The sequence below is a fragment of the uncultured Tenacibaculum sp. genome, assembly GCF_947494125.1.
In the GTDB taxonomy this organism is placed as follows: Bacteria; Bacteroidota; Bacteroidia; order Flavobacteriales; family Flavobacteriaceae; genus Polaribacter.
This window is the reverse complement of record NZ_CANLTU010000018.1, coordinates 1-20,581: the sequence shown is the minus strand read 5'-3', so window position 1 is coordinate 20,581 and position 20,581 is coordinate 1. Positions and strand designations below refer to the sequence as shown.

General features: G+C 30.0%; 19 protein-coding genes. 8 read left to right on the top strand and 11 right to left on the bottom strand.

The window, feature by feature from the left end; all coding sequences use genetic code 11:
* Positions 1–185: 185 nt before the first annotated feature.
* The 3 genes from Q0881_RS16985 to Q0881_RS16975 form a co-directional block, all read right to left on the bottom strand.
* Entirely contained in the window at positions 186–809 is a 624-nt protein-coding gene (locus Q0881_RS16985) for a hypothetical protein (protein ID WP_299162935.1), read from the bottom strand.
* 80 nt (positions 810–889) lie between these two features.
* Complete coding sequence (locus Q0881_RS16980) at positions 890–3,010, bottom strand: carboxy terminal-processing peptidase (RefSeq protein WP_299162933.1); 2,121 nt, start codon at positions 3,008–3,010, stop codon at positions 890–892.
* Positions 3,011–3,081: 71 nt separating this feature from the next.
* On the bottom strand, positions 3,082–3,603 hold the full coding sequence (locus Q0881_RS16975; protein ID WP_299162930.1) for a hypothetical protein: 522 nt from the start codon (positions 3,601–3,603) through the stop codon (positions 3,082–3,084).
* A 114-nt stretch (positions 3,604–3,717) separates the two neighbouring features.
* Here Q0881_RS16975 and surE point away from each other — a divergent pair, with 114 nt between their 5' ends.
* The 6 genes from surE (at position 3,718) to Q0881_RS16945 (ending at position 7,562) form a co-directional block, all read left to right on the top strand.
* Entirely contained in the window at positions 3,718–4,488 is a 771-nt protein-coding gene (surE, locus tag Q0881_RS16970; protein WP_299162928.1) for a 5'/3'-nucleotidase SurE, read from the top strand.
* Positions 4,476–4,763 (top strand): hypothetical protein, encoded by a 288-nt coding sequence (locus Q0881_RS16965; RefSeq protein WP_299162926.1) that lies wholly within the window; start codon positions 4,476–4,478, stop codon positions 4,761–4,763. Before surE ends, Q0881_RS16965 begins: the two co-directional genes overlap by 13 nt.
* Before the next feature lie 10 nt (positions 4,764–4,773).
* Positions 4,774–5,889 carry a lipid-A-disaccharide synthase gene (gene lpxB / locus Q0881_RS16960; protein ID WP_299162924.1) on the top strand — a complete coding sequence of 372 codons (1,116 nt, stop codon included), beginning with the start codon at positions 4,774–4,776 and terminating at the stop codon, positions 5,887–5,889.
* Positions 5,890–5,961: 72 nt separating this feature from the next.
* Positions 5,962–6,474, top strand: a complete 513-nt coding sequence (locus Q0881_RS16955; RefSeq protein ID WP_299162921.1) for a C40 family peptidase — start codon at positions 5,962–5,964, stop codon at positions 6,472–6,474.
* A 1-nt stretch (position 6,475) separates the two neighbouring features.
* A complete protein-coding gene (locus Q0881_RS16950; protein WP_299162919.1) occupies positions 6,476–6,967 on the top strand; it encodes a C40 family peptidase in 492 nt (163 codons plus the stop codon).
* 391 nt (positions 6,968–7,358) lie between these two features.
* A complete protein-coding gene (locus tag Q0881_RS16945) occupies positions 7,359–7,562 on the top strand; it encodes a hypothetical protein (protein ID WP_299162916.1) in 204 nt (67 codons plus the stop codon).
* Between the two features lie 114 nt (positions 7,563–7,676).
* Here the strand turns inward: Q0881_RS16945 and obgE are convergent, their stop codons facing one another.
* From obgE to secDF, 3 genes are all read right to left on the bottom strand, one after another.
* Positions 7,677–8,666: a GTPase ObgE gene (obgE, locus tag Q0881_RS16940; protein ID WP_299162913.1), complete on the bottom strand. Its 990-nt coding sequence runs from the start codon at positions 8,664–8,666 to the stop codon at positions 7,677–7,679.
* Positions 8,667–8,750: 84 nt separating this feature from the next.
* Complete coding sequence (locus tag Q0881_RS16935; RefSeq protein ID WP_299162911.1) at positions 8,751–9,869, bottom strand: adenylate kinase; 1,119 nt, start codon at positions 9,867–9,869, stop codon at positions 8,751–8,753.
* Between the two features lie 87 nt (positions 9,870–9,956).
* Positions 9,957–12,935 carry a protein translocase subunit SecDF gene (secDF, locus tag Q0881_RS16930; protein WP_299162909.1) on the bottom strand — a complete coding sequence of 993 codons (2,979 nt, stop codon included), beginning with the start codon at positions 12,933–12,935 and terminating at the stop codon, positions 9,957–9,959.
* 203 nt (positions 12,936–13,138) lie between these two features.
* Between secDF and Q0881_RS16925 the strand changes: the two genes are divergently transcribed.
* Complete coding sequence (locus tag Q0881_RS16925) at positions 13,139–14,815, top strand: formate--tetrahydrofolate ligase (RefSeq protein WP_299162906.1); 1,677 nt, start codon at positions 13,139–13,141, stop codon at positions 14,813–14,815.
* Positions 14,816–14,903: 88 nt separating this feature from the next.
* Here Q0881_RS16925 and Q0881_RS16920 read toward each other — a convergent pair whose 3' ends face one another.
* The 5 genes from Q0881_RS16920 to thrS form a co-directional block, all read right to left on the bottom strand.
* Positions 14,904–15,491, bottom strand: coding sequence for a tRNA (guanine-N1)-methyltransferase (locus Q0881_RS16920; protein WP_299162903.1), 588 nt, complete (start codon positions 15,489–15,491; stop codon positions 14,904–14,906).
* 95 nt (positions 15,492–15,586) lie between these two features.
* Positions 15,587–15,931 (bottom strand): 50S ribosomal protein L20, encoded by a 345-nt coding sequence (gene rplT / locus Q0881_RS16915; RefSeq protein ID WP_299162901.1) that lies wholly within the window; start codon positions 15,929–15,931, stop codon positions 15,587–15,589.
* Between the two features lie 90 nt (positions 15,932–16,021).
* Positions 16,022–16,219 carry a 50S ribosomal protein L35 gene (gene rpmI, locus Q0881_RS16910; RefSeq protein ID WP_099215431.1) on the bottom strand — a complete coding sequence of 66 codons (198 nt, stop codon included), beginning with the start codon at positions 16,217–16,219 and terminating at the stop codon, positions 16,022–16,024.
* Between the two features lie 45 nt (positions 16,220–16,264).
* On the bottom strand, positions 16,265–16,792 hold the full coding sequence (gene infC, locus Q0881_RS16905; protein ID WP_299162986.1) for a translation initiation factor IF-3: 528 nt from the start codon (positions 16,790–16,792) through the stop codon (positions 16,265–16,267).
* A 64-nt stretch (positions 16,793–16,856) separates the two neighbouring features.
* Complete coding sequence (gene thrS, locus Q0881_RS16900) at positions 16,857–18,803, bottom strand: threonine--tRNA ligase (RefSeq protein ID WP_299162898.1); 1,947 nt, start codon at positions 18,801–18,803, stop codon at positions 16,857–16,859.
* A 227-nt stretch (positions 18,804–19,030) separates the two neighbouring features.
* Here thrS and Q0881_RS16895 point away from each other — a divergent pair, with 227 nt between their 5' ends.
* Complete coding sequence (locus Q0881_RS16895; protein WP_299162896.1) at positions 19,031–20,302, top strand: ATP-binding protein; 1,272 nt, start codon at positions 19,031–19,033, stop codon at positions 20,300–20,302.
* Positions 20,303–20,581 lie beyond the last annotated feature (279 nt).

Genomic DNA, 20,581 nt, shown 5'->3' with positions numbered 1-20,581 from the left:
CCCCAGAGTAAAATATTAGTGCAAATATAGATATACCGTTTTTATTTTTAATGGTTTACATTTTTTTTTACTTAAAGCTATAAATATTGAAAATAAGCAAACAAATACAAGTTGTTTAGTAGTAGTAAGATAAACTGTTTTTAATGGCCAAACAAGTGAAGTGCTAGTTATTGAAATAAAAAAACTTAAATTTTTTCTAATAATTGAGATTCTGAATTAGAATATTGATTCAATATATTTAGTTTTGAGGTTTCTTGATGCTGTTTTAAAAAATCATAAAAACCATAATTTTTGGATATATAATAAATTGAAAATGTGACCTCATTTTCTGTTTTTAAATAACTATTAAAAGAATCTGTAACTAATAAATTATTTATATTATTAGTTACAGATTCTTTTATTAAGTATTTTCTTTTTATTAATTTTTCAATCCTTTTTTTATTTAATAAAGAAGGGAAGGTGTATTTAAAAAAAATAAGTTTATTTTTAAAAAAATGGAGTTCTGTAGTTATTATATAACCACCTACTTTAGTTGTAAAAAAAATAATATCACATAAAGCTACATTCTTAATAAACCTATACGAAGTATTTATTCCTTTTTTTACTTTACTAATACAATCTCCAAATTGGATATCATCAGAAAAACGGATTGGAGTTTTACTTCCAATACTATTGTTTTGTTGTAAAACATTATTAAATATAGCAGTGTAACTATCTATGTTCTTGTACTTTTTTATTATTTGATTATAATAATGATTATAGTACTTTCTGCTATTTAGTATATTGTTTATTTTTCGGATTAAAAGCATATCAATTTTTAATAATTGTTATTGAAACTTGTAATCCCCCGAACGAAGTAGTTATACTTCAATATAAATATACAATTTTTTTAATGTTTTACAATAGTATAGTTTTTATTCATTTTTAATTCACTTAGCACATTAAGCGCCTCGTTCATGTAAATGTCTTTTTTTAAGTTTTTGTGCCAAGCAATACGCTTTTCTTTTAAAACAGTATCTTTTTTAAATAAACCTAATTCGTACTTAGGAGAATCAAAAGTTAAGTTAGAATCAAACTTAAAAACTTCTTTGAATTTTTCACCTTCTTTTGATTTTTTATCACTTTCCTTTTTAAATTTAGAATAGTTTAAAGAATATATCCTTTCTTCTTGGTTCTTTTTTAACCATTTTGCATATTCATTAATTTTACTAAATTTCTCGTTTTTCATAACGCGTTGCTTACTGTTATAAACAACGTCAGCAAAATTACTATACGAATTCGTTGCATTGTATTTAGCTTGTTGTACCTTATCCCAAGGTAAAGCACCATCTAAATCACGTTCACCAAACTTCATGTAACTTAATCTACTAGGTAAAGAAATATCAGAATAAACACCTTCTATTTGGGTTGAACCACCATTAATTCTATAAAATTTTTGAATAGTCATTTTTAAAGCACCTAAATCACTAGGATACTTTTCATAAAAACGATTAATAGGTAAAACGTTTTGTACAGTTCCTTTACCATAGGTTTGTTTACCACCAATGATAATTCCTCTTTTATAATCTTGCATTGCTGCAGCAAAAATTTCCGATGCAGAAGCTGAAAATTCATTTACCATTACTACTAACGGGCCATCCCATTGCATTTTAGCGTCAGTATCATTTTTAACTAAAGGTTGCTCATCTCTGTATTTCACCTGTACAATTGGTCCTTTATTAATAAACAAACCACCAATTTCGATAGCCGTTTTTAAAGATCCACCTCCATTATCACGTAAATCAACAATTAATCCTTTAACATTTTCTTTTTTCAAACGTTCAATTTCTTTTTCCATGTCTTTAGCAGCATCTCTACGGCTTAAGTCATTAAAGTCAATGTAAAACCTTGGGAGGTTAATAACTCCATAACGTTCACCATTCTTCTCTACAATACTCGACTTTACAAAAGTTTCTTCTAATTCAACTACATCTCTAATAATTGGTATTACTTTAATAGAACCATCAATTTTTTTCTTAACAGTTAAACGAACTTCAGTACCTTTTTTACCTTTTATAAATTTAATAGCATCATCCAATCTCATTCCTACAATATCTAAAGGTTTTTTATCTCCTTGAGCTACTTTTAAAATGATGTCATCAGGCTCTAAATCACCTTGTTTCCATGCAGGTCCACCAGAAATTAATTCAACGATATGTGTATAAATACCTTTCTTTTGTAAACGAGCACCTATTCCTTCTAATTTCCCAGACATTTCTTGATCGAAACGAGATTTCCTTCTAGGAGACATATAAGTTGTATGAGGGTCGAAACCACTAACGACACTATTTAAAAAAGTAGAATACCAATCAGAATTTTCAAGTTCATCAATACGTTGATATAAATCATTCATATTTTTTAAAACTTCTTTTCGAGCTTCTTTTTCAAGTTCTGTAAATGATTTCTTTTTAAAAGTTTTATCTTTTTTAGCCTTTTCTTTTTGTTGATCTTCTGCGTCTTCAATTCTACTTAAAATAGAAAGCTTTAATTGTTTTCTCCAGTAATCAACTAATTCATTTTCATTTTTTGCAAAAGGAATTTTATCGTAATCAACATCAATTACTTCATCTTTTTTATAATTAAAAGGTTCAAGTAATAAAGTGCGATAATTATTTTTAGCAGCACTTAATTTTTCTAAAAAACGATTATAAACCAACTTATAAAAATCAATTTTTGTATCTTTTAGTTGATTGTCAATTTGATATTTATATTGAGAAAATTCTTTTAAATCTTCTTGAGTAAAATATCTTTTACTTGGATCTAAACCATCAATAAAAGTATTGTAAACATGTTCAGAAAAATCATCATTTAAATCTTTTTGAACATAATGATATCTTGATAATATATTTTTTAAAACATAAACAATCACTCGATCTTTATCTGGGTCAGTGTTAGAAACTGAATTAGAAAAAATTGAGTTAGAAAATAATAATGTTATTGCTAAAAATGGTATGATAAGTTTCGTCTTCATGTATCTTCTATCTTTTTTATTTTTTAATTGTGTCACTATGTTGCTAAGCTACTAAAATAATGCCAAATTTTTTAGTTTTGTTGCTTCTTGTAAATTCCTTTAAAAACTTCTTTTATTTTTTGATGATTTTCATCTAAATAATCCCAAACTTGAGTTACTGAGCCGTCTTTATTATTTGTCCAAGTAATTTGATTGTAAAAGTCACCGCTTTTACTTTTTACAAGTTTACTTTTTAAAATCATTGCATTTTTATCGTAATGACCTTTTAATTCTAAAGAAAAACCAGAGTTATCTACCCATAATTGATTCCAAGAATTGTCAGTTTTATTATAGTAATTATAACTAGTTCCTTTGCTTTTTGATGATTTTGAAACCCAATTTTCTTGTATAGCACAAGCATTCGTAAGTTTAACAACATTATTAGTTCCTATAAGTTTATCATTGGAGTCATAAACATTCCAATTACCAACCCAAAAATTAAATTGTGAATATTCAGGAGAATTACATGGTTTTGTAACTTTATTTTGGGCATTAACTACCGATAAAAATGTACTCAAAGTGAAAATAGTTATATAGACAATAATACGTATCATAACGTTTGTGTTTGATTACTACAATTTTACACATAAAATGGAGGATTTTGTCTTTACAAAATGTTAAAATAAGAATCCTTTTTTTATGTTACATTTGTTGTAAAACTAATCTATATGCAAGAAAGACCCTTAATATTAGTTACAAATGATGATGGAATTACCGCTCCAGGTATTCGTATGCTTATTGAAATAATGAATAAAATAGGAGATGTAGTTGTAATTGCACCAGATAGTCCACAAAGTGGAATGGGGCATGCAATTACAGTTAATAATGTACTGCATTGTAATCCAATTACTATTGATGAAGGCCCACAGATAGAATATAGTTGTTCAGGTACTCCGGCTGATTGTGTTAAAATGGCAAAAAATGAAATCTTGAACAGAGTTCCAGATTTATGTGTTTCTGGAATTAATCACGGATCTAATTCATCAATTAATGTAATCTATTCAGGAACAATGAGTGCTGCGGTTGAAGCTGGTATCGAAGGAATTCCTGCAATTGGTTTTTCATTGTTAGATTTCGATTGGCATGCGGATTTTAGAGCTGCTAAGAAATTTATAGAAAAAATAACTTTAAATGTTTTATTAAATGGATTACCAGAAGGTGTCGTACTGAATGTTAATATTCCGAAATTAAAGGAAAACGATATTAAAGGTATTCGTGTTTGTCGTCAAGCAAATGGATATTGGAAAGAAGATTTTGATAAACGTAAAAGCCCTTATGGAAAAGAGTACTATTGGTTGTCAGGAGAATTTGTTAATAGAGATAAAGGACAAGATACCGATATTTGGGCATTAGAAAATGGTTATATATCTGTAGTTCCTGTTCAGTTTGATATGACAGCACATCATGCAATTCAAAAATTAAATTCATGGGACATATAAAAAAAGAAATAGCAATTGGAATCTTAGTATCTTTAATTGCTACCGCTTGCGGATTGTTTATTTATTTAGAATATATATCGCATGATAGCTTAAGTACTACTTTTCATAAAGTACGAGCTGGAGGTGTATTAGGCTCAGTTATTGCTTTAGCAGCAATACCTAATTTATTAGTGTTTTGGGTGTTTCTAAAAAAGAATCAAGATTATAGAGCTAGAGGTGTATTATTAGGTACTATATTAATAGCATTGTTAACAGTCATAATAAAATTTTTCTAATAAATATTTAATGAAATATTACATCCTTGCAGGTGAGGCTTCTGGTGATTTACATGGAGCTAATTTGATGAAAGCTTTGTTAAAGGAAGATCCGAAAGCAGAGATTCGTTTTTGGGGAGGAGATTTAATGCAAGAAGTAGGAGGTACGCTTGTAAAGCATTATAAAGAACGTGCTTTTATGGGATTTATAGAAGTGCTAATGAATTTGCGTAAGATTTTAGGAATGATTTCTTTTTGCAAAAAAGATATCGCTCAATTTAATCCGGATGTACTTGTTTTAATAGATAATTCAGGATTTAATCTTCGTATAGCTAAATGGGCTAAACAAGAAGGAATAAGAACTAATTATTATATTTCGCCACAAGTTTGGGCAAGTAGAGCTGGTAGAGTTAAAGATATTAAACGCGATGTGGATGAAATGTTTGTGATCCTTCCGTTTGAAAAAGAATTTTATAAGAAATATAATTACGAAGTAAATTTTGTTGGGCATCCATTAATTGATGGAATTGCTGGTAGAAAACAAGTTGATGAAGAAACTTTTAGAAAAGAACACGATTTAGGAAAGAAAGATATTATAGCTTTATTACCTGGAAGTAGAAAACAAGAGATTGCTAAAATGCTATCGGTTATGTTATCGTTAGTAGACGATTTTTCTGATTATCAATTTGTGGTAGGAGGAGCGCCAAGTCAAACGAAAGAATTTTACCAAACTTTTATAGGTAATAAAAATGTGAAGTTGATCAGTAATAAAACATACGATTTATTAAGTATTTCTCACGCAGCTTTGGTTGGTTCTGGTACAGCAACATTAGAAACAGCTTTGTTTAAAGTACCACAAGTAGTTTGTTATAAAGGAAGTAATATTTCGTATCAAATAGCGAAACGAATTATAACATTAGAATATATTTCGTTGGTTAATTTAATAATGGATAGAGAAGTTGTAAAAGAATTAATTCAAAATGATTTTACAAAAGAAAATTTAAAAAATGAATTAGAGCGTATTTTAGAAGCAGAACAAAGAGAACAATTGTTTTTATCTTATTTTGATTTAGAACAAAAACTAGGAGGTAAAGGAGCTTCTGAAAAAACTGCTAAATTAATAGTTAACGGTTTACACAAGAAATAAATTAATGAGGCATTATTACAAATGTGATGAAGCTATTTATTCGTTATAGAATTTAGAAATGTTATTGAATATATGATAAAAAAACTATTTTTCATTCTTGTACTTTCTTTACTAATGATTTCTTGCGGAGCGTCTAAAAATGTGCCATCGAGTAGAAAACCGAAAACGAAAAAAGTAACTACAAAGGTAAAGTCAGTCCCATCTGCAGCAGATAAAATTGTTTGGACTGCAGTTTCTTATAAAGGTGTCCGTTACAAATATGGAGGAATGACAAAAAAAGGAATGGATTGCTCAGGTTTAATTCATACATCTTTTAAACAGAGAAATGTTAGTTTACCTAGAACTTCTCGAGAAATGTATACAAAAGGGTATGAGATACCTATAAGAAAAGTAAAACGTGGAGATTTACTGTTTTTTAAAACAGTACGTAAACAAGGACAAGTAAATCATGTAGGGTTGGTTACTTCAGTTAAAAATGGAGATATTCATTTTATACATTCAACAAGCTCAAGAGGAGTTATAGTTACCTCTTTATTTAATAAATACTGGAAAAAAGCTTTTATAAAAGCAAAAAGAGTATTGTAATATGAATAAACGACTACTCTTATTATTCCTCATTATAAGTTTTATAACTTTTCGTTATTGTAGTCAAAGAAAAGAAACATCTAATAATAGTATCATTCATTCAGAAAATTCAAAAATTAATAAACTAATAGCTGTTGCAAATTCCTATAAAGGAATATCCTACAGAGCAGGAGGAGCTACCAAAAAAGGAATGGATTGTTCTGGTTTAGTAAACAGTTCTTTTAAACAAATAGGAATTCAATTACCACGTTCTTCAAGTGCAATAAGCTTCAAAGGGAAAGAAATAAACTTAAATGAAGTAAGAAAAGGTGATTTGTTGTTTTTTGATATTGCCAGATTAAAAGGTGGTATTAATCATGTAGGTTTGGTTACTTCAATTGATAATGGAGATATTCAATTTATTCATTCAACAACTTCAAAAGGTGTAATTGTTTCTTCAATGAGCGAAAGCTATTGGAAAAAAGAGTTTGTAATAGCGAAACGAGTTTTTTAGTTCATTTAACGGTTTTCGTGTGAATACTCTCTCTGGTTTTAAGTATTAACTCTTTTGGTTTATAACTTATATTTATGTTATTAATGACCTTTTATTTAAAGAGTAAGTTGCTGTTTTTTATTGATTTTTTATAAATCCGATTTGTAAAAGGTTTTTTAAGTTTAAGTTAGTGTTTCTACTATACCTTTTCTTATTCTTGTTTATTATTTCTTTATACCCAAAATTCTTATCCTTATTACAGTTTTTTAAAGTCCAGTTTATTATTTTCTCAATTTTGAAAAGTAATCAAAAATATTTTTTATTAAGTAGCTACTATTTGTTTTTAATTACATAGGCGTAATCTGAAAAGCCTATTTTAAATAGAGTAGGATATATTTTAAAAATTAAAATTATGAGTTGGTCAAGTTGTATGCAAAACAAAGTTGTTAGCCATTATGGTTCTGAAGTAGAAAACTGTGTAAAAGGAATAACACATGGGAATTTTTCAGATATACTTAAATGTATTGCTGAAGTAAAAGGAATTGCTGATCCTGAGGTTTGGATAGCTGAGCAATTGGCTTTTTTTACAGAATGGTCTCTTGAATGTGCATTTTAAACCATTTAAGTATTTATTAATCTAAGTTAGATATAATTTATCCAGAGTAGATTAATGTAAAACAAAAAAGCAACCTCTAAAGAGATTGCTTTTTTATTTATATAAGGTTGAAAATTAATTCAACATAGACCATAATTTATCTTTTAATTCCATCAGTCCCATTTGAGCAACAGAAGAGATAAATAAGGTTTCAATACCTTCTGGTAATTCCTTCTTCATTTCTTCTTTTAATTCGTCATCTAACATGTCTGATTTAGAAATAGCTAATAAACGATCTTTATCTAACAATTCAGGATTGTGCTTTCGTAATTCGTTTAATAAAATCTCATATTCTTTTTGAATATCATCACTATCAGCAGGAATTAAAAATAATAGGGTTGAGTTACGTTCAATATGACGTAAAAAATAATGACCTAATCCTTTTCCTTCAGCAGCACCTTCAATAATTCCTGGAATATCTGCCATTACAAAACTTTGGTGATTACGATATTCTACAATTCCTAAATTAGGTTTTAATGTAGTAAAAGCATAATCAGCAATTTTAGGTTTTGCAGCAGTTATAACCGATAATAAAGTAGATTTCCCTGCATTTGGAAAACCAACTAAACCAACATCGGCTAAGATTTTAAGCTCAATACGAAACCAACCATCTAAACCATCAATACCAGGTTGTGCATAACGAGGTGTTTGATTCGTAGACGATTTAAAATTCCAGTTTCCTAAACCACCTTTACCACCTTCTAATAAAATAACATCTTTACCATCTTCGGTGATTTCAAATAAAATTTCATCGGTATCAGCATCACGAATAATTGTTCCTAAAGGTACTGGAACTATAATATCTTCTGCATCATGTCCGGTACTTCGGCTACTACTACCATCTCCACCAGATTCAGCTCTAAAGTGACGTTTAAATTTTAAATGGAAAAGTGTCCACATATTTTTATCACCACGTAAAATTACGTGACCACCACGACCACCATCACCACCGTCAGGTCCACCTTTAGTAATGAATTTCTCACGATGTAAGTGAACAGATCCTCGACCTCCTTTACCAGAAGATGCGTAGATTTTTATATAATCAACAAAATTTCCTTCAGTCATTCTTTCTAAGTTGTTCTCTGTTTATATATAAACAGAAGTAAAATTTATAATTAATTTAATTACTTGGCGTAATGAAATTAATTTTTATAAAGTGTCAAATACGTCTGATAAACGTTGTGTAATATCTTCAATAGAACCTACACCATCTACACCATAATAATTATCTTGATTTTGATAAAAATCCTTTAAAATAGCTGTTTTAGTATTGTACTCGTTAAAACGATTACGGATTTTTCCTTCATCCATATCATCTGTACGTCCACTAGTTTTTCCTCTTTCTAATAAACGCTTAACTAATAAATCTTCAGAAACTTCTAAAGCTACCATTCCGTTAATACGTTCGTTTTTTTCAGCTAAAAACGCATCTAAAGCTTCTGCTTGAGATTCAGTTCTAGGGAATCCATCAAAAATAAAACCTGCAGCCTCAGCATTTCTATCAACTTCAGCTTTAAGCATACTAATAGTAACTTCATCTGGAACCAAATTACCAGCATCCATATAAGTTTTAGCTAATAAACCTAATTCAGTTTCATTTTTAATATTAAATCGGAATACATCACCAGTAGAAATGTGTACTAAACTATACTTTTCTTTTAATACTTCAGCTTGTGTACCTTTTCCTGCACCTGGAGGTCCGAATAATACGATGTTTTTCATTTTGGGTTGTGTTGTTAATTGGTAAATAGCAGGCAAATTTCTTCCATAACCTTTATAGTCTAATCCGTAACCAACAATAAATTTATCTTCAATACTTTTTCCGATATAGTTTATTGGAAGCTCTTTACGGTAAACATCTGGCTTGTAAAAAAGCGATACTATTTTTAGTTCTTTTATGTTTTTTGTTTTGAAAATCTCGTAGATTTCCTGTAAAGTTGTACCAGTATCAATAATATCTTCTAAGATAATAACAGTACGGTTGGTTAAATCTTCATTAACACCAATTAATTTCTTTACATTTTCTGTTGAAGTTGTTCCTTCATAAGAAGCTAATTTTACAAAGCTCATTTCACAATTGCCTTTGTATTCACGCAAGAAATCTGCAGTAAAAACATAACAGCCATTTAAGATACCTATAAAAAAAGGAATCTCGTTTTTAGGCAAATCACTCTTTACTTGCTTAGCTAGTTTTTTAACAATAGTTGAGATTTCATTAGCAGAAATGAATTCTTTAAAATATAAATCGTGGAGTTTTGTAATTTTCATCAGATTGCAAAGATAGTTGCTTGATATTAAATGAAAAAACCGTTTTGAATATTATTCAAAACGGTTTTTTGAGTGTTTATTTATATATTATTTTTTGTCTTCTTTTTTTGAAGCATCAAACATAATTGGTGTTGCCACGAATAATGATGAATAAGTACCTACAACTACACCAATAATTAGTGCAAACATAAATCCTTTAATACTGTCTCCTCCAAAGAAAAAGATAGCTAACATTACTAATAACGTAGTTAAAGAAGTATTAATAGTTCTTCCTAAAGTACTACTCAATGCTTTGTCTACTAAACCAGCAGTTAAAGAATTGCTTTCAGCAGCGTACTCTCTAATTCTATCAAAAATAACCACTGTATCATTTAATGAGTACCCAACAACTGTTAAAATTGCAGCAATAAATGATTGCCCTATTTCCATATCGAATGGCATTAATTTGTAGAAAATTGAGAAAACACCTAGTACCACTAATACATCGTGGAATACCGCAGCTACTGCACCGATAGAGTAAGACATTTTTCTAAAACGTAATAAGATATATAAGAATACTACTATTAATGAACCTAATACAGCCCATAATGCAGCTTTTTTAATATCATCAGCAATAGTTGGCTCTACTTTCATAGATTCCATAATTCCGCTACCAGCTTTTTCAAAACCAGGTTTAAAATTTTCGTAAGAAGTAGTTCCTAAATAAGGCTTTAAACCATTATATAAAGCACTTTGTACTTGTTCATCAACATTTTTACCTTCATCATCAATTTTGAAAGCAGTTGTTATTTTTAATTGATTGTTAGATCCATAAGTTTTAACTTCTGGAGCAGTACCAAAAACTCCTTTTAAAGCAGAAGCTACTTCGTTAGCTTTCACTTCTTGATCAAAACGAACAGTATAAGAACGTCCTCCTTTGAAATCAACTCCTTGCTTTAACCCTAAAGTAAAGATTGATACTAATCCAGCAAGAATAAAGAATCCAGAAATAATATAAGCTAACTTACGTTTCTTTAAAAATTCAATATTAATATTGTTAAACCAGTTTTTAGAAATACTAGTATTGAATGTTAAATTGGTACCTCTACTTACACCTCCGTCAATAAATAAACGAGTAATAAAAATTGCTGTAAACAAAGAAGTAGCAATACCTAGCATTAAAGTATAAGCAAAACCTTTAATTGGTCCGGTACCAAATACAAATAAGATAACACCTGTTAAGAAAGTAGTAATGTTTGCATCAATAATTGCAGATAAAGCACCTTTAAAACTAAATCCTTCGCTAACCGCAGTATCTAAACCTTTTCCGCCTCTTAAAGCTTCTTTAATTCTTTCGAAAATAATTACGTTAGCATCTACCGACATACCTATGGTTAAGATAATACCGGCAATACCAGGTAATGTTAATACCGCGTTGAATGAAACTAACCATCCAAAAATAAATAAGATATTTACTAATAATGCAATATTTGCATATAAACCAGCTTTACCGTAGTATAAGAACATCCATCCTAATACCAATAAAATAGCCAATCCAAATGACCACATACTTGCGTTAATAGATTCTTGACCTAAAGAAGGTCCAACAATTTGAGCTTGAATCATTCTTGCTGGAGCAGGTAATTTACCAGCTTTTAATACTGTAGAAATATCTTGAGCTTCTTCAACAGTCATTGTCCCTCCAGAAATTTGAGTACTTCCTCCGGTAATAGCCCCATTTACAACAGGTGCAGTATACACATAATCATCTAAAACAACAGCTACAAATTTACCAACGTTCTCGCCAGTCATTTTTGCCCATTTTTTAGTACCAACGCCATTCATAGTCATAGAAACTACAGGCTTACTTAATTGATCGTAATCTTGAGCTGCATCAGCAATTACATCACCGTCAATAGGAGCTTTATCGTTTCTGTTTGATTTTATAGCATATAAACCGATAATTTCTGTAGCACCATCAGCACTTGGTTGTGCTTTATAGTCCCATAAAAATTTTACATATTTTAAGTTGTTAGGTAATAAAGCTCTAACGCTTTTGTCAGCTAAAAAACTATTTACTTTTGCAGTATCTTGTACTTTAGCTTGTGCAACTAAAGAACTCATTTGTTGTTGACTTTGAGCTACATTAGGAAACAAGTACGTGAATAAATTCTTTTGAGTAGCAACTTTAGTAGAATCAGCAGATTCTCCTAATAAGTCATCAATACTATCAGTTTTAGTTGAATCTTTTACTTGCTCAGTTTTAGAATCATCTTTCAACAATTCAGCAACCCTAGCATTTGCAGCAAATAAAAAGTTTTGAACTTCTGCATTGGTATATACTTCCCAAAATTGTAATTCAGCAGTACTTTGTAATAATTTTTGAACTCTTTCCACATCTTGAGCTCCTGGTAATTCTACTTGAATACGACCAGAAGTTCCAATTCTTTGGATGTTCGGTTGAACAACACCAAACTTATCAATACGACTACGTAGTACTTCAAAAGCTGTGTTAATTGATGTGTTAATTTCTTCTTGTAAAGTCGATTTTACTTGTTCGTTAGTTTTATTAAAGTCGATTTTCTCACGTAACGATTTAGTTCCAAATATACTTGGATCGCTTAACTTTACATTGTTTTTTGATAATTCAATAAAATTACTATAGAATAAATCTAAGTAATCGTCTTGACTGTTTTTTTGAGCTTCATCAGCTTTAGCCAACGCTTCAGTAAAAACTGTATTTTTTGAATCGTTTGATAATCCAATTAAGATATCTTTTACAGATACTTGTAAAATTGCATTAATTCCTCCTCTTAAATCTAAACCAAGGTTCATTTCTTTCTCCCTAATTTCATCAAAAGTGTACTCGGCAATTCCTAAATTTAATACTTCTTTATTTGCTACACTATCTAGATATTTCCTTTCGTATCTAGCTAACGCTCTACCGTTGTTATCTTTAACATTTTCTTTTGCGTATACTTTAGCGCTATCTTCTACTTTGTTAGCGAAAAATGTAAACGACAACTGGTACAAACTTACTAATCCGAACAGGATAGCAAATAATTTAATAAGACCTTTGTTTTGCATTTTTATTAATTTAAATCGACTTTTTTTAGAACGTGCAAATATAGTATTTCAAAAAAGATTTGCCAATTCTTTTGTCATATTTATCTGTTTAGTATATGATTAGTTAAAAAATGCTAATAAATGGAAGTTTTTATGGGAATTATATTATGTATATTTACCTGCTTTTTAAGCAAAATAAACAACTTAAATTTATACAATTCGCTATGGCGCATTTAACCGATATTGAGATAGCTCAAGCAAAAGATTTACAGCACATTAAGTATGTGGCAAATAAGCTTAATGTAAAAGAAGATGATTTAGAAATGTATGGTAAATACAAAGCTAAATTACCATTAAGTTTAATAGATGATGATAAAGTTAAAGAAAATAACTTGATATTAGTAACTGCTTTAACTCCAACGCCTGCGGGCGAAGGGAAAACTACAGTTTCAATAGGTTTAACTGAAGGATTGAATAAAGTAGGTAAACAAGCAACTGTTGTATTACGAGAACCTTCATTAGGTCCTGTTTTTGGAATAAAAGGTGGAGCTGCTGGTGGAGGGTATTCTCAAGTGGTACCTATGGAAGATATAAACCTTCATTTTACAGGGGATTTCAATGCAATAGAAAAGGCAAACAATTTATTATCCGCATTAATTGATAATAACTTACAGAGTAAAACAAATAATTTGAATATTGATCCTCGTACCATTTTATGGAAACGCGTTATTGATATGAACGATCGAGCTTTACGTAATATTACTATTGGACTAGGTGGAACTGCAAACGGAATTCCTCGTGAAGATGGATTTAACATTACACCAGCATCTGAAGTAATGGCAATACTTTGTATGGCTACAGATTTTGATGATTTAAAAAAACGATTAGGTAATATTTTTATAGGATTTACTTTTGATAAAAAACCAATTTTTGCTAGCGATTTAAAAGCTCAAGATGCAATGGCTATTTTATTAAAGGATGCAATAAAACCAAACTTAGTACAAACATTAGAAGAAAATCCAGCAATTATTCATGGAGGGCCTTTTGCAAACATAGCCCAAGGAACAAATACAATTATTGCAACAAAAATGGGATTGTCATTATCTAATTATGTAGTAACAGAAGCAGGTTTCGGAGCAGATTTAGGAGCTGAGAAATTCTTAAATATTAAATCACAATATGCAAGGTTAAATCCTAAGTGTGTAGTGTTAGTTGCAACTGTTAGAGCTTTACGTCACCATGGAGGGGCTTCTAAAGAAGAATACAATACGCCAAATATAGAACAAGTTCAAGAGGGTTTTAAAAATTTAGAAAAGCATATTGAAAATATACGTAAGTATAATATTGAACCAGTAGTTGCGATTAATTCATTTATTTCAGATTCTGAAGAGGAAGTAAATTTTGTGATTGATGCTTGTGATAAACTTGGAGTAAAAGCTGTAGTTTCTGAAGGATGGGCAAAAGGAGGAGAAGGAACCAAGAATTTAGCAAATGCAGTAGTTGATATTGTAGAAAACAAGGCAACACAATTTAAACCATTGTATAATTGGAAAAGTCCTGTTAAAGAGAAAATAGAAATAATTGCTAAAGAAATTTACGGAGCAGAGAAAGTAGAATATAGTAAAAAAGCACAATTAAATTTAAGAAGAATAGATCGTTTAGGTTTTAATGATTTTGCAGTATGTATGGCCAAAACGCAAAAATCATTTTCAGATAACGATAAATTAATTGGAAGACCTGAAGGTTTTACAGTAACCGTTCGTGAAATAGAAATAGCAGCAGGAGCTCAATTTATTATTCCTATTTTAGGAAAAATGATGCGTATGCCTGGTTTGCCAGCTATACCAGCTTCAGAAAACATGACAATTAATAATGAGGGAGTAATATCTGGACTATCATAAAATAAAAGATTATAGAAAATATAAATCCCGAGCTTAGTGCTCGGGATTTTTTATTTGAAAACTTTTGTGGTTATTATATTTAAAGATATTAATTTACACCACGCTGTTTGTTAATTTCATCCTGTAATTGACGTCTTAATTTTTGCTCTTTATCAATAGAGTTTCTTTTGTATTGCTCAAATTCATGTTCAACATCAATTAGTAAATCTTTAGTTTCTTTAGTAACGGTATTACTGTTTTTAAAACGGTATATGAAAAAAGCTAAACCAAAAAGAAGTGCTCCAATAATACTCCATAAAATACTATTATAAGCACTCTTTTTTAGAGGTATACCTATAAAAGAAATTGCATCTTCTTTTTCTATAGAAACAGATAGGTTACTTTTTAAAGTGTCAATTTTTGTTTGCAAAGAAGTAATATTCTTTAATTGCTCGTTTATTTTGAGTTGTTTAGAAACGGCATCTTTTTTTATAACTTTAACACTGTCTAATATGTTTTTTTGTAAGCTTAAAAACTCGTTCTTTTTAATAACTTTATAAATCTGATAATTATTAGAGTTTTTATAAAGTTTTTTAAATTGATTTTCAACAGTGTTTGGTTGTTCAATTTTACTCGTGTTTTGAGCAATGATGCTTTGAGTAAATATAAAAACGAATAATATTTTTAAAGTTTTCATAGGTGAAGATTTTATGTTCAAATAATGAATGATAATGGTTTAAAAAAACCCAAACGTTTAAGTTTGGGTTTTTAGTATAAGCAAGGTTATGAAACTTATTTTACTTTTTCTACAATGGCCTTAAAAGCTTCTGGGTTGTTCATAGCTAAATCAGCTAAAACCTTACGGTTTAATTCGATATTATTAGCTTTTACTTTCCCCATAAACTGAGAGTAAGACATTCCAAACTGACGAGCTCCAGCGTTAATACGTTGAATCCATAATGAACGGAAGTTTCTCTTATTGTTTTTACGGTCACGATAAGCATATGTCATTGCTTTCTCTACCGCGTTTTTTGCTACTGTGTAAACGTTTTTACGTCTTCCAAAGTAACCTTTTGCTTGCTTCAAGATTTTTTTTCTTCTTCTTCTTGAGGCTACTGAATTTACTGATCTTGGCATAATTCAAATGTTTTTTGTAGTAGGCGATCGAATTTCGATACTTAATTGAGCCCAACTCCATGGTTAATAATTAAATTCCCTGGCTAACAATTATTTTAATACTAATTGTTGCTTAATATTAGCTTCATCAGACTTGTGAACTAAAGTCGAATGAGTTAATGCAAGCTTACGTTTTTTAGACTTCTTTGTTAAGATGTGACTTTTGAACGCGTGCTTTCTTTTGATTTTCCCAGAACCAGTTAACTTGAAACGTTTCTTGGCACTAGACTTTGTTTTAATTTTAGGCATCTTTGTTTTTTAGTTTATCTTGCTTATATTTTATAAAAGATAATGTTATTTTGCTTTCTTAGGAGCAATAAACATAATCATACGTTTTCCTTCTAGTTTAGGCATTTGTTCTACCTTACCATATTCTTCTAATTCTTGAGCTAATTTTAATAATAAAATCTGCCCTTGTTCTTTAAATACTATAGAACGTCCTTTGAAGAAAACAAAAGCTTTTAATTTAGCTCCATCTTGTAAAAACTTAATAGCATGTTTCTTTTTAAATTCATAATCATGCTCATCAGTTTGAGGTCCGAAACGAATTTCTTTAACGATAACCTTAGTGGCTTTCGATTTTAAAGCTTTTTCTCGTTTCTTTTGCTCGTACAAAAACTTTTTGTAATCAATAACTTTACAAACAGGAGGAACAGCTTTAGGTGAAATTTCAACCAAATCTAGTTCTTGCTCTCGTGCTATTTCTTTAGCTTTAGCTAAAGGATATACACCAACCTCAATGTTCTCGCCTACAAGACGAACTTCGTCAACATATTTAATTTTATCATTAATTCTATGTTGATCTTCTTTAATTACTCTCAGCGGTCTACGTCCGCCTCTTCTTCTAATTGCTATGGCCTATAAATTTAAAATTATTATCTATTTTTTAGTTTCCAAAAGGAACTAATGTCTTATTAACTTCTTCTTGTATTAAAGAAATAAATTCTTCAATAGTAAATGTACCTATATCTCCTTCACCATGTTTTCTTACAGACACAGTTCCGTCTTGTTCTTCCTTCTCACCAACAATAACCATAAAAGGTATTTTGCTTACTTCGGCATCACGAATCTTTCTCCCTGTCTTCTCACTTCGATTGTCTACGAGGGCGCGAATTTCGGAATTTTCTAACAAAGTTAAAACTTTTTTAGTATATTTTTGATATTTCTCACTGATTGGCAGTACAATAACTTGCTCAGGAGTCAACCAAAGAGGGAAGTTACCCCCAGTATGCTCTAGTAAAACAGCAATAAAACGTTCCATAGAACCAAATGGTGCTCGGTGAATCATTACTGGACGATGTAATCCATTGTCACTACCTTTGTATTGTAAATCAAAACGTTCAGGTAAATTATAGTCAACCTGAATAGTTCCAAGTTGCCAACTTCTGCCTAAAGCATCTTTAACCATAAAGTCTAATTTAGGTCCATAAAATGCAGCTTCTCCTTCTTCAATAACAAAATCTAAGCCTTTATCTTTTGAAGCATTAATAATTGCCTGCTCAGCTTTTTCCCAATTATCTACAGAACCAATGTATTTGTCTGGATTTTCAGGATCTCTTACAGAAACTTGAGCAGTAAAATCTTCAAAGCCTAAAGAGCCAAAAACGTAGAGAACTAAATCAATAACATTTTTAAATTCTTCATCTAGTTGTTCAGGGGTACAAAATATATGAGCGTCATCTTGAGTAAAACCTCTAACACGAGTCAACCCATGTAGCTCTCCACTTTGTTCATATCTATATACGGTGCCAAATTCAGCAAAACGTTTAGGTAAATCTTTGTATGAATGAGGTTTGAAATTGTACACTTCACAGTGATGAGGGCAGTTCATAGGTTTTAATAAAAACTCTTCATCCATTTTAGGAGTTCTTATAGGTTGAAAACTATCTTCACCGTATTTTGCATAGTGACCAGAAGTAACATAAAGCTCTTTTTGACCAATATGTGGTGTCATCACCATTTCGTATCCAGCTTTTTTCTGAGCTTTCTTTAAGAAATCTTCTAATCTACCTCGTAAAGCAGCACCTTTAGGTAGCCATAAAGGTAAACCTTGCCCTACTTTTTGAGAAAAAGTAAATAATTCTAATTCTTTACCAAGTTTTCTATGGTCACGTTTTTTAGCTTCTTCTAGTAACTCTAAATACTCTGTAAGCATTTTCTGCTTAGGAAAAGAAATACCATATATACGGGTTAGTTGATTGTTCTTCTCATCACCTCTCCAATAGGCGCCAGCAACATTCATTACTTTTATGGCTTTAATGATTCCTGTATTAGGAACATGACCTCCTCTACATAAGTCAGTAAAATCACTATGATCACAAAAAGTAATATCGCCATCAGTTAAATTCTCAATCAATTCAACTTTGTATTCATTGCCTTCTTCTTTATAATAAGATAAGGCATCAGCTTTAGAAATAGAGCGTAATTTAAACTCATGTTTACCTCTAGCTAATTCTAGAAATTTCTTTTCAATTGTAGAAAAATCTTTTTCAGAAATAGTTTTTTCTCCTAAATCTATATCATAATAGAATCCATTATCAATAGCAGGACCAATTGTTAATTTAGCATTAGGATGAAATTCTAAAATAGCTTGTGCTAATACATGGGCAGAAGAATGCCAAAAAGCTTTTTTGCCACCTTCATCATTAAATGTATATAAAATTAAAGAACCATCAGTGGTTAGCGGAGTAGAGGTTTCAATGGTTGTGCCATTAAAGTTTGCAGAAATCACGTTTCTTGCAAAACCTTCACTTATACTTTTAGCAACATCCATAGCAGTGCTATTCACTTCAAATTCTTTGACGTTTCCGTCTGGTAATGTAATTTTAATCATTATATAAATATATGTTTTGGTTAAATTTCCTTACAAGTGGAAATTTTAAGATGCAAAGATATTGTAAAACCGTTTGCTGTACAATATATAATCTATTGTATTTTACAAAGGAAAAATAATAATTAAGGAAAAAAGTGAGTAAAAATGTTTAAGACTTAAGGGAGAGATTGAGTTGAAATCCCTATATTTAAAAGTTTACAATACTGTATAATATGTTTTCAAACTTCTTGAAAAGAATTGGACGTTTAGAATCGTTCGAGATAAAGAATAATAGTTTAGTTCTTTGTTTGCTTTCACCAGGTATATATGTATATTCATTATTAATATTTAATTATAATGTCAATGCAGTGGAACTTCCTTATTTAAGAGAGTTTTTTGCTTTTCTATTTTTATTTGTAGGATTGTTGCCGCATACAAAGAGTAAGATTGTAAGTGACTATTATGGGGTGTTTGTCTTTATAGCTCTATTGTTGTTTCAGCACTATTTAACATATACGGTGGCATTAAATAATTTTTCATTAGATTATTTGTTGGGGACTTTTATAGTGATGTTTGGAGGGGTATTAATGTTAAATAATAGATTGTTAATTGTGTTGTTTAGTGCTTTGCAACTTGTACATATGAGTTATTGGGTAGTGAAATCTAATTTAGATATCGTAGATGAAGGAGCTATTATAATATCAACAACAACCATATTTGTGTATTCATTTATAATTTTAAATGGATTTATAAGGTATAGGCAGAAGTTAGTAGAGCTTAATATTAGTTTAGAAGATAAAGTAAAAGAGAGAACAAGTACTCTTGAGTACAGAGCAAAAGAATTAAGTGAAAGGAATAGCGATTTAGAAGAATTTGCATATGTGATATCACACGATTTAAAACAGCCATTGAGAAATATATATACATTAACAGAGTGGAGTGAGGCTGTGGCGATTGATGATGGAAATAAAGAATTGGCTTTAGGTTTAGGTAAGGTAAAGGCACAAGCAGAGCAAATGGATAAACTTATAGAAGGGATATTAAACTATTCCCTATATAAGGAAGATGAAAAGGAATTAAGAAAGGTAGATGTTGAGTTTGTTGTAAGGAAAATAAAAGGAGTTAATGAAAGTAAGTATTGTGAAATTGATGTAAAAAATAAAATGCCAAAGGTGTTTTTTAATGAATCACAATTAATTCAGGTTTTTCAAAATTTAATACAGAATGGGATAAGACATAATAATAAGGATAGAAAAAAGGTGGAGATTAGGTGTGAAGAAATTGAAAAAGAGTATATGTTTTCAGTTAAAGATAACGGGCCAGGTATAGAGAGTAAGTATTTTGATAAGATATTTCAGTTGTTTCAAAGATTAGATGTTGATCAAAAGATAGGTGAAGTTGGAATTGGTTTGGCTTTGGTGAAAAAGATTATAGAAAGAGCAGGAGGTAAAGTGTGGTTGGAGAGTGAGATAGAAAAAGGAACTACGTTCTTTTTTACTATTAATAAGAACCCTCATTAATAGATGTTCCTTTAAAAAGGAAATAAAGAGAGTTTAGATATAAGGTTAAAATAAGAAAGAAGTATCTTATAAAAGTGAATTAAAAAAGAATAAGGCAGTTTAAAAAGGGTTAGGGATAAAAAAAGATTGCGGTTAATGTGTTGATAGAATAGGAGTTGAGAAAAACTTCAAAAAATACTTTAAAAAAGGTGTTGTTATGTTAAAAAAGGGTTCTATATTTGCACCCGCTAAGGGAAAAACGTAAGGTTTTAAAGTTAGTAAAAGTTCATTAAAAAGGTT